This window comes from Paenibacillus sp. FSL R10-2788 (assembly GCF_038003885.1).
GTDB lineage: Bacteria > Bacillota > Bacilli > Paenibacillales > Paenibacillaceae > Paenibacillus_AQ > Paenibacillus_AQ odorifer.
In genome coordinates this window covers 1,817,933-1,829,117 of the sequence record NZ_JBBOQA010000001.1, presented here as the reverse complement: position 1 = coordinate 1,829,117, position 11,185 = coordinate 1,817,933, and the positions used below count along the sequence as shown (strand labels likewise).

General features: G+C 45.5%; 6 protein-coding genes and 1 other annotated feature. Of the genes, 1 reads left to right on the top strand and 5 read right to left on the bottom strand.

Annotation, left to right across the window (positions count from 1 at the left end):
• Positions 1 to 86: 86 nt before the first annotated feature.
• Both pheT and pheS read right to left on the bottom strand, forming a co-directional pair.
• Positions 87 to 2,531 carry a phenylalanine--tRNA ligase subunit beta gene (gene pheT, locus NSQ50_RS07930; RefSeq protein ID WP_076224429.1) on the bottom strand — a complete coding sequence of 815 codons (2,445 nt, stop codon included), beginning with the start codon at positions 2,529 to 2,531 and terminating at the stop codon, positions 87 to 89.
• A gap of 182 nt (positions 2,532 to 2,713) precedes the next feature.
• Positions 2,714 to 3,748 carry a phenylalanine--tRNA ligase subunit alpha gene (pheS, locus tag NSQ50_RS07925; RefSeq protein ID WP_036683561.1) on the bottom strand — a complete coding sequence of 345 codons (1,035 nt, stop codon included), beginning with the start codon at positions 3,746 to 3,748 and terminating at the stop codon, positions 2,714 to 2,716.
• A gap of 60 nt (positions 3,749 to 3,808) precedes the next feature.
• Positions 3,809 to 4,094: a binding site (T-box leader), on the bottom strand.
• A 589-nt stretch (positions 4,095 to 4,683) separates the two neighbouring features.
• Here pheS and NSQ50_RS07920 point away from each other — a divergent pair.
• Positions 4,684 to 6,297 (top strand): sensor domain-containing diguanylate cyclase, encoded by a 1,614-nt coding sequence (locus tag NSQ50_RS07920; RefSeq protein WP_076146961.1) that lies wholly within the window; start codon positions 4,684 to 4,686, stop codon positions 6,295 to 6,297.
• 62 nt (positions 6,298 to 6,359) lie between these two features.
• On the opposite strand, the gene pulA is transcribed toward NSQ50_RS07920, so the two are convergent.
• The 3 genes from pulA to NSQ50_RS07905 form a co-directional block, all read right to left on the bottom strand.
• Complete coding sequence (gene pulA, locus NSQ50_RS07915) at positions 6,360 to 8,747, bottom strand: type I pullulanase (RefSeq protein ID WP_051491296.1); 2,388 nt, start codon at positions 8,745 to 8,747, stop codon at positions 6,360 to 6,362.
• Between the two features lie 379 nt (positions 8,748 to 9,126).
• Positions 9,127 to 10,839 (bottom strand): phosphoenolpyruvate--protein phosphotransferase, encoded by a 1,713-nt coding sequence (gene ptsP, locus NSQ50_RS07910; RefSeq protein WP_036683566.1) that lies wholly within the window; start codon positions 10,837 to 10,839, stop codon positions 9,127 to 9,129.
• Entirely contained in the window at positions 10,832 to 11,107 is a 276-nt protein-coding gene (locus NSQ50_RS07905) for an HPr family phosphocarrier protein (protein WP_036683569.1), read from the bottom strand. The genes ptsP and NSQ50_RS07905 overlap by 8 nt, the downstream gene beginning before the upstream one ends.
• Between the last annotated feature and the right edge of the window lie 78 nt (positions 11,108 to 11,185).

The following is an 11,185-nucleotide window of genomic DNA, read 5'->3' as shown; positions in this document are numbered from 1 at the left end:
TATTCTCCGCTTTGCACTCTACCTAGAAAAAACCGCAGCGAATCTCAGTTTCTAAATGGATTCGCTGCGGCTTTACACAATTCCTGCTACTTTCTTAATTCTGCACCAAAAGTTTGTTGAAGAGATGCTAATACCTTCTCATGCACCTCTCCTACTTCTTCATCAGTCAATGTATGTTCACTATGACGATACAGCAGTGAGATCGCGATGCTCTTCTTTCCACTCTCCAGCTTACCGCCAGTGTACACGTCAAATACCTGTACGGACTGGAGCAAAGTACCTCCGTTATCACGGATGGAAGCCAGCAGATCGCCCGCTGGTACAGCGGAATCCACGACCACAGCAATATCCCGTTCCATTCCCGGGAAACGCGGAAGCTCATTATATTGCAAACGGCTTTGCGCACTTTCATATAACGGCTGCAATAAAATTTCTGCCGCATAAGTATCCACCAGATCCAGCTGTCTTTGCAGATCCGGATGAATCTGCCCCATCGTTCCGATCTTCACACGGCCCTCGTTCCCGAGTAAATATACCGATGCGGAACGCCCAGGATGAAATCCTTCTGGACTGTCTCCCACATAGACGATTTTATCAGTCAGCCCTAAATGAGCAAATACCGTTTCCAGCGCACCCTTCAAATCAAAGAAGTCCACAGGCTGTGCCGAAACATTCCATTGCTTCACTGTTAAGCTTCCGCTAAGCAACAGCCCCATCACTGGCAGTTCGCGTGGTTGGCGAGTCAGCTGTTCTTCATCCGTGAAGAAGACGTTGCCGATTTCAAACAATGCCAAGTCGCTTTGACGACGATTGGTATTGTAGCTGGCAATATCCAATAGTTGCGGAAGAAGGCTGGTACGCAGTACGCTGCGTTCTTCACTCATCGGCATAGCCAGCTTCACCGCTACTGCTCCTTCTGATAACGCAGGGAACATTGTGCTTTGTTGCGGCTGGATGAAGGAGTAACCCATCACCTCTTGGTAACCGCCATGTGACAATAAGCGGCGCAGTTCACGACGGAGCGCTTGCTTGTGAGTTAGTGCTCCTGGCGTTGTAATTCCTTCAATTAGAGTCGTTGGAATATTGTCATATCCGTACAGGCGGGCAATTTCTTCAATAAGATCAACATCATAGCTGATATCGCCACGTCTGGTTGGGACTTGAACTTCAATCAGCCCTTGTGCGGTATCTCCGCATTTGAAGTGTAGACGGCCAAACAATGTCTTCACTTCCAGCAAGGACAAATCCGTTCCCAGATAACGATTCAGTTTCTCTAAGGACAAGGTGAGAACCTTCTCTTGAACAGCGTCAGTTCCTGCTTGCACGATGCCTTCATGGACCGATCCGCCAGCATAACGTGCAATCAGCACTGCTGCACGGTTCAATGCAGGAATAACTGCACTTGGATCCACTTCCTTCTCGAAACGAAGGGAGGCCTCAGAGCGAAGTCCCAATTGACGCGAGGTTTTACGAATCGTACCACCATCAAACTTAGCAGATTCCAGAACAAGGTTTACCGTCTCAGCAGTAACCTCTGTATCCCGTCCACCCATTACTCCGGCCAGACCTACAGCTTTAACTCCATCAGCGATAACGAGCATTTGCGGCTCTAGCTTACGCTCTTGACCGTCAAGTGTAACCAAAACTTCACCTTCATGGGCAAGACGAACGCCGAGTTCTCCACCTTGCACTTTATCTGCATCAAAAGCATGCAGCGGCTGTCCATATTCCAGCATCACGTAATTGGTAATGTCCACGATATTATTAATTGGACGAACCCCAGCAGCCATCAGACGATTCTGAATCCACAGCGGTGATGGTGCAGGTTTAACACCTGCAATATAACGAACTGCATAATGGCTGCAGTATTCTTCATCTTCAATCTTGACGGAAATGGAATCCGCAGCAGGACCACTGATCTCAATAATTTCGCTTTTTGGATCAGGCAATTTAACTTCTCGCCCAAGAATCGCACTTACTTCATAAGCAGCACCAATCATACTGAGGCAATCCGAACGGTTCGGAGTCAGATCGAATTCCAGAATCTCGTCATCTAAGCCGAGGACCTTGGAAATATCCTGACCAATCTCTGTCCCTTCAGGCAGCACAAGAATACCTTCTTGTTGCTCTTTTGGAAGCAATTTATCATTCAGTCCCAATTCTTTGGCCGAGCAGATCATCCCTTGCGATAGGACGCCGCGCAGCTTGGCTTTTTTGATATCCAGTCCTGGCAGCTTAGCACCGACCAGTGCTACAGGTACAGTTTGACCTGCAGCTACATTTTTTGCGCCGCAGACGATTTGTAGATCCTCATCTTGGCCCGCATCCACGATACATACGTTCAGCTTGTCGGCATCAGGATGTTTTTCCTTTGATTTCACATAGCCGGTTACGATGCCGGAAATGCCTTTATTGCGGCGCTCTACGCCGTCAATCTCAATGCCGGCAGCGGTAATCTTCTCCGCTAGCTGTTCGGCGGTTACTCCTTCAATCGATGTATAATCAGCCAACCATCCGGTTGATACTTTCATATCCGCTCACTTCCTTTATGTTTCAGATGTATTTATTTCACTGTCGTTCGTGCTGCTTCCTGTGGAAGAACGGATGAAGTGCACTCAATTTCAGCTACACACTATTAAGGACGGTCCCTACAAGGAAATCAAATGCTCCAAAACCCATTCTCCAGCCACTATCAGCTAGCGCACCACAATAACTAAACGCCCTTGAACTGCTTCACAAAACTCATATCATTACTATAGAAATGACGGATGTCATCGATGCCGTATTTAAGCATTGCAATCCGCTCTACACCCATTCCGAAGGCGAAGCCGCTGTATTCAGCAGGATCATAGCCACCCATTTTCAGTACATTCGGGTGTACCATACCTGCGCCAAGGATTTCTAACCATCCACTTTGCTTGCATAGTCTGCAGCCATCGCCACCACATTTGAAGCAGCTTACGTCTACTTCAACACTTGGCTCCGTGAATGGGAAAAAGCTCGGACGAAGACGAATGCCTGTATTCGGTCCAAACATCTCCTGCACAAATTGTTGCAGGGTGCCCTTCAGATCACTCATTCGAATGTTACTTCCAATGACCAAACCTTCGATTTGGTGGAACTGGAAGGAATGCGTTGCATCATCATCATCACGGCGGAATACTTTACCCGGACAGATGATTTTAACAGGAGCTTCACCGTTCATAGCCTGCATAGTACGAATCTGTACTGGCGAGGTTTGAGTGCGCATTAGCAGGTCATCTGTTAAATAGAAAGAATCCTGCATATCACGTGCCGGGTGATTCTTAGGCAGATTTAGAGCTTCAAAGTTATAATAATCGGTCTCCACTTCCGGACCTTCAGCTACACGGTAGCCCATGCCGGTAAAAATATCCTCAATCTCCTGTACGACTCTGCTAAGCGGGTGAATGCCCCCTTGCTGTAAACGGCGACCCGGTAAGGTTACGTCTACTTTTTCAGCCTGCAGACGTTGCTGGGTTTCCTGCTCTTGAAAAGCCTCCTGCTTCGCGCCGATAATCTCCTCAATAGCACTGCGAACCTGATTCGCCACTTGCCCGATTACCGGACGCTCCTCAGCACTAAGTCCTCCCATACCGCGCAGAACCTCTGTAAGCTCACCTTTTTTACCGAGATACTTCACTCTTAAATCATTTAGTACCTGCGGATCCATAACCTCCTGCAGCTTAGCCAGCGCTTCAACCTTCAATGCTTCCAACTTCTCTTTCATGGCCGTGTACAGCCCCCTTCAATCATTGTCTAGTTCAACAAAAAAAGGCCTTTCCTCCCGGTAAGGGACGAAAAGACCGTGGTACCACCCTTGTTAGACAAGCTGATCTGTTCCCCTTAAGAGCTTCATTCCCTCTTTTGGCTGGACAGATACCTATCTCACTTTATACAGAAATAACGGTCTGTGACCGGTATCCCCTACCCTTCCCTATTAGACAGCTTAAGGAATTCAGGGAACTGCTCCGGAGTGAACTTCGACAGCTCTGCTTCTTAGAAACGCTCTCAATCCGCGGCGTCTCCTCCCTGTAAGTCAGGCACTGTGTACTCTTCTCCATCACTGCATTTCACAATTCATGCTAATTGTCAGGTATCTCTTTACTACAAGAGATATGTCTCTTTATTATATGCAAAATCTGTCGTTTTGACAAGCTGGATTGGCATCGGGGCGGGCAGGCGTGATTTTTGGAATGATGCCTGCGAACAAAGCCGCACGACTTCACCCCATTCACGCACTGCGTAACGAATAATGAATGATTAGCTTTCCTGTAGTCATTATGACTAAGGGCAGTTTTTTTCAGCAGCTGTAAGCCGTATCATTTATGATCGAGTGGGGTAATAGGATCCATCGGTTTGAATATAGATAATTCAATAGGCCCATACATTAAACTTTAAATTTTGTCTTTTGGATTATTATGAGTAAAGATTGCTCTATAAGCAGCACGTCCTATATACTTGATATACTAGAAACTACCATTTACTCACACGTACACTTTCCTATGTTTTCCCACTATGTATACAACACCTCTTTTATTCCCATAAGCACCTTCAAACATCAGTGACTGAGTTAAATTACGCCTGACCATAGATTGACTTCTGCAGGTTCTACTTAAGCAGCAATAGATTTACTTAATCATCTTATACAGGGAGAAGATGACTGTGGCAGGGTTCTTCGAATTCAAGGTAACACGCAAACTATTCTATGTCTTCGCTGCAATCTCCGTCCTTCTGGTCGGGATCAGCGTGTCCTCGCTACTCTATTTAAATCACACTATTAATAGATTGTCAGATTCTCTTTATGATGATATATATCAGAACTCTAAGCTCATACTAAGCGCCGATCGTGATCTGCATCAAGCTGCTGTAGCCTTGCAAATCGCAATGGGCCCAAACCTAACAGCCGCGGAAGGTGAACAGTTCACTACGGAGTTTATAGATAATAATCTTCAAGCGCAGGAACGAATAAGTCTAGCAAGAGCAAATATCAACGCTATAAAAAAACCTTACAGTGATATGAAACAAAGTGGAATTATCCTTTCCGAATTAAAAAACGAGCTGCGCTCCTTTGAAACTACTATTGTCATGTGGAAAAATTCAGGGCATACGCTAATAACGGAACGGACGAAGAGTAGCTGGAATCCGGATTCATATTCTGCGCTCACCCTAAACTCGCAATTCAATGAAGCTAGAGCATATCTCGATCAAGCAGAGGACTTGATTGGCAACTACGCCTTGCAAGTAACGGACGGTTTTAAGGATAAAAAAAGCGCTTTGTTCTCCCTGTATTCGCTCCTCTTACTTGTGTTTCTCCTGGTCATTATTTACCTTGGACGCAAAATCATCTGGCTCCAGAATGAAATGCTGGAAGAACAAACACTTTATCAGCTAATCGGTGAAACCATGTCTGATTTCATTATTTTGACGGATCCTAACGGGTTGATTCTATACGCTTCCCCCTCACACTCCAGTATTCTAGGCTATGTGCCTAAAAAAGGAGATCCGTTATCCAACTATATACGTGAACCGGAGATTGCCTGGGCTAAATTAAAGAGCGTGGTTCAGGGAACCCCGCGCATTTCAGAACTGCGCATGCGCGGAGCAGAAGGCCAATGGGTATGGCTTGAAACTAAGGTGTCACCTGTTCTCGGCAGCCGTAAATTCCCAGCACAATTCATGCTGTTATCTCGAGAAATTACCCAGCGAAAACAATACGAAGAACGACTACATAAGCTAGCCTTCTATGATCATTTAACAGCGATTCCCAACAGGGCTCATTTCAAAATGTATATGGAGAACCTTATCACACAACCCGAAGAACGGAAGCAAAAAATTGCACTGGCCCTGCTGGATTGTGACAGATTCAAGCAGCTAAATGATACCTTAGGCCATCTGGCTGGAGACGAATTTCTTCAGCTGCTCTCCCGTGAACTTCAGCATACAGTCAAAGGAATAGGTCAGGCCTTCCGGATCGGCGGAGATGAATTCGCAGTTGTACTGCATCGATTCACTTCTCCAGAGATGCTTGATGAAACGCTGCAGCGGTTACTTAAACTGTTCAATAAGTCTTGGTCTGTTGATAACGGGTCCAGCTTCCACACCTCCGCGAGTATCGGAGTAGCTTTATTTCCTGAACATGGAAGCAGTATCAATGAACTGCTGCGTGCCGCCGATTTGGCGATGTACCGCTCCAAAGACCATGGTGGCAATAAAGCCAATCTTTACTATGAGCTTGTGGACGAAGAGTTTGCTGACCAGACCATTGTAAAACCATAAAACCAAATAAAAAGCTGTCTCAGGATACAATCAACCCTGAAACAGCTTTTTTTGTATTGCCACTAACTGCTTAACCGAAGATGATCCTCTGAAATTCCATCAATCTCCTGTTCACGATCCCGGACTAAGACCTTGGTTAACTCTCCATTCGTAGAACAATCAATGAAGCGGTCTCCGTCTCCATCTTTTTCTTCCCAATCATTAAGCCGCAAAATATATCCGATGGATTGGGTATCTGGCAGCACTTCGATGCGGGCTACTGCACGCCCGTTCTCCATATAACGGAAATCGCATTGTCCATCCTGGATTCCTGTATCCCAAACCCAAAGATTCCAGCCTTGGTAATTCCGATCTGGGCGTTCATAGTGTATTTCGATGATTTTAGAGCGTGGGGCTGGCTCACCACATTCATCATAAAGGACCATCATCGACAACCCTTCCACCTCTACCTCATTGCCTTCGATCCTGCGGAGGGCTTCTGTACCTGCATGGGTATGGTCTACTACTATACTCCACCCGTTAGAAATCTCAGGAAGAGCCACCGTCATTCGATCATTATTAGCATTGAAGATAACGGTTATATTGTTCCAAAGATCGCCTCCTGCATGGCCTCTAAGAAAATACGATACTATTCCGCCATCACATCGCAGAAATTCCAACGAACGTTCAATTTCCTGGCGGCCATGCAGACGAAATGCCGGATGTGTGCGCCGCAGCTCGATCAGGCCTTTATAATATTGAAATACGGGCTTAAATACGCTTTTCATATTCCAGCGGATCGAGTTGATCGCGTCACCGCTGCGGTAGCTGTTATGATCCCCAAATTTACTGCGCAGGAGCTCATCTCCAGCATGCAGGAAAGGTATCCCTTGCGATGTCAGAATAATTCCGTTAGCAAGCAAGGAACGACGTACAGTTTCATTACCGAGAATGTTCTCCGGATCTACATTCACGTATGGATTGGCAAGGGCCACTGCATCTTCAAGATCCTCGTTATCCATGTTGGCGATTACCGGAAAATCAGCTTTCTGGCTCCCCCCTTGAACGATAAGCAACTTATCCCATAAATTCAAATTATCATGGGCAGTTACATAGTTCACAGATTCCACAGGCGAGTCCGTAAACTCATGAATTGCTCCTTTAATTCCGGCTGCAATAGCACCTTCTTTGCCGTATTCGCCTGTCACGAACCCTCTTCCGAAGCCATCACTATCCCCTTTGATCGCTGAACGAAAGTTATCGTTGAAGACAGCATAACCCTTGCCCCGTTGTACACCTTTTAGCGTTTTAGTGGCCAGCGGAGAATCTCCACCCGTCCAAGGTTCACCGTAAAGCAACAGATTCGGATTCACTTCTAGACGGAGCTCTTCCGTAATCTCCCGCATGGTAACACTGTCCATCAGACCCATCAGATCAAACCGGAAACCATCGATATGATATTCCGCAGCCCAATAAGATAGGGAGTCTTTAATAAATTTTCGGACCATCGGACGTTCTGTAGCCAGCTCATTGCCAACCCCGGAGCCATTCGACAAACGTCCCATAAAATCGCGGCGATAGAAATAATCTGGGACAAGCGGCTCAAAAGGTCCATTCTCCACAGCATAAGTGTGGTTGTAAACGACATCCATAATTACCGCGATCCCGCGGCTGTGCAAGGCCTGCACCACTTCTTTAAATTCACGGATCCGCAAGCCAGGATTGGCAGGATCGGTGCTGTAAGATCCTTCAGGTACATTATAATGCTGGGGATCATACCCCCAATTGTAGTCCACATTAGCTATGGAGGAACCCCGATTAACCACCTTCAGCTCATCCACGGTCTGAAAATCAAATACCGGCATCAGATGAACATGGGTAATCCCTAATTCAGCCAGATGATCAATCCCCACTGTATTTCCTGCCGGATCCTTTAATCCAAATTCGGTAAATGCTTTGAATTTACCCTTATAATACATACCAGAGCTCTCATGTGAGGAGAAATCACGAACATGCAGTTCATAAATCACTGCGTCGGCAGGATGCTGTAACGGAGGCGCTACATCCTGATCCCAATGTTCTGGATTCGTATCCTGCAAATTAACGATTGCCGATCTTAAACCATTAGCTGATACGGCTGTTGCATAAGGATCTACTGCTTCTGTCACATTACCATCTGCAAAAACAGCACGGTACATATAATATTTCCCTTTTAGATCACCTGATAACTTGGTCTGCCAGACTCCGCCATTACTACGCTGCATATATACAATCCGACCACTGTCCACAACACTCTTATGTGACTCAGCATTCAGTCGATAACCACCTGTTTCGTACAGGACAAGGGACACAGCAAGAGCCGTAGGTGCCCAGACTTTAAAGACACTGTACTCCGTTGAATACGTCAAGCCTAAATCCTTACCCTCATAGACTTCCATCATCAATTCTGCATTTATATAATTTTTACTCATGAATTAACACCATCCTATGGCTCCCCACCTAACCTGTGGGGTTGCTTATAAGTCCATATATTACCAATTCATTACATATTAATACTTGCACAGCGCTGCAAGTCGGCAAATGGAGTATAAACTTTCTATGGATCCTTACTATTATATGTACGACATATTTATAGGTTTGGGTTCCTTATCGACTTTATGCTCATTACTAATACTATCGGTATAGACATCTGCGCAATAAAGAAAATAAACAGTGAACAGTAAATGAGGTCGAATTAAAGTAAATTATAGATTAAAAAACATAAAAAAGCCGACCTCCAGCCATCGGAAGTCGGCAATAGTAGTTGGAAAACAGTAGAACGCTAAAACGGATTAATGCATGCGTTAAAAGTTACTTAGCGATACTTTGAACAAGTGCAGCTACTTCTTCAGCCGTGCCAAGCTGCAAAGCTTTTGCAGCCAAATCCTTCATGTCGGCAGCCGACAATTTAGAAATTTGACTGCGCGCTGGCAGAATGGAAGTTGCACTCATGCTGAATTCGTCAAGACCAAGACCCAGTAGCAGCGGAATAGCTGTTGCGTCACCAGCCATTTCACCACACATCCCTGTCCATTTACCTTCTGCATGGGCTGCATCAATTACATTTTTGACCAAACGCAGGATGGCTGGATTGTAAGGCTGATACAGGTAAGATACCTGTTCATTCATACGGTCAGCAGCCATTGTATATTGAATAAGATCATTCGTACCGATACTGAAGAAATCAACTTCCTTAGCAAACTGGTCAGCCAGTACAGCAGTTGATGGAATCTCAACCATTATGCCGAGCTGAATGTTGTCTGATACTTCCTTACCTTCTTCCCGAAGCTTAGCTTTCTCTTCGAGCAAAAGATCACGCGCAGCACGGAATTCACCAAGCGTAGCTATCATAGGGAACATAATGCGAAGATCCCCGTGAACACTTGCTCTTAGTAATGCACGTAGTTGAGTACGGAAAATATCCTGACGATCCAAGCACAGACGGATCGCACGGAAACCAAGGAAAGGATTCATTTCCTTCGGAAGGTCCAGATAAGGCAGCTCTTTATCGCCACCGATATCCAGGGTACGTACGACTACCGGCTTACCCTTCATGTTCTCAAGTACAGTACGGTAGGCGTTATATTGGATTTCCTCAGAAGGCAGCTTATCGCGACCCATGTAAAGGAACTCAGTGCGGTACAGACCTACACCTTCGCCACCATTCTCAATTACACCATTCACATCATTTGGTGTACCAATATTGGCAGCTAGCTCAACATGTTTACCGTCTGCTGATACTGTTGGTTCGTCGCGAAGTTTCTTCCATTCTGCGATTTGCAAGTCGTAAGCTTCCTGCTTGCGAGTGTACTCTGCCACTTCAGCTTCGCTAGGATTGATCAGAACGTCCCCATTCAGACCATCGACAATCACCAAATCGCCAGAATTCACTTCGGACAGAACCGTTTTAGTTCCAACAACCGCTGGAATTTCCAAAGAACGTGCCATAATCGCAGAGTGGGAAGTCCGTCCACCAATGTTCGTTGTGAAGCCTTTAACGAACTTACGATTAAGCTGTGCTGTATCCGATGGTGTTAGATCTTGAGCAATCACGATTACTTCTTCACTGATTTCTGCAGGACTTACATAATGAATGCCCAGCAGGTGGTTCAGCAAGCGCTTGGTAACATCACGCATGTCAGCTGCACGTTCCTGCAGATAGGCACTCTTCATATTTTCAAACATCTCAATGAATTGCGTAGCCACTTCGTTTAGCGCATAGTCCGCGTTAACCGATTCCTCACGGATTTTATCAATTACAGGATTGATCAGCTCTGGGTCATCAAGAATAAGCAGATGTGATTCGAAAATCTCAGCCTTTTTCTCTCCCAGCTCTGCCAAAGTACGCTCTTTAATCGTTTGCAGCTCCACTCTTGATTTGGCGAGTGCATCATTCAACTTAGCGACTTCTGCTTCAGTATCACTGATACCTGTCTTCGTAATCGTATAATCCGGATGTTTCAGGATAAAAGCACGGGCTACTGCAATCCCTGCTGAAGCCGCGATTCCTGAAATCTTATTCATGGATTTCCCCTAGCCCTTCTTTAATCATTACTTCTTGAAGAGCGTTCAAAGCTTCTGCTTCTTCGCTTCCTTCGGTAATCAAAGACAAAGTATCTCCAGCTTCAAGACCCAATGACAATACGCCAAGAATGGATTTCAAAGTTACTTTTTTACCTTTAGCTTCTGCAAATGCTTCTGTACCTTTGAATTTTGTTGCTGTATTTACCAAGGCAGTTGCTGGACGTGCGTGAATTCCATCTTCATCGACAATTCTGAATGTTTTTTGCATAATATTATCCAACTCGCTTTCTGTTATTAGAGTATTTTAAATTTATAGTGAAAGCTTCGCTTCCTTGTATGAACAAGG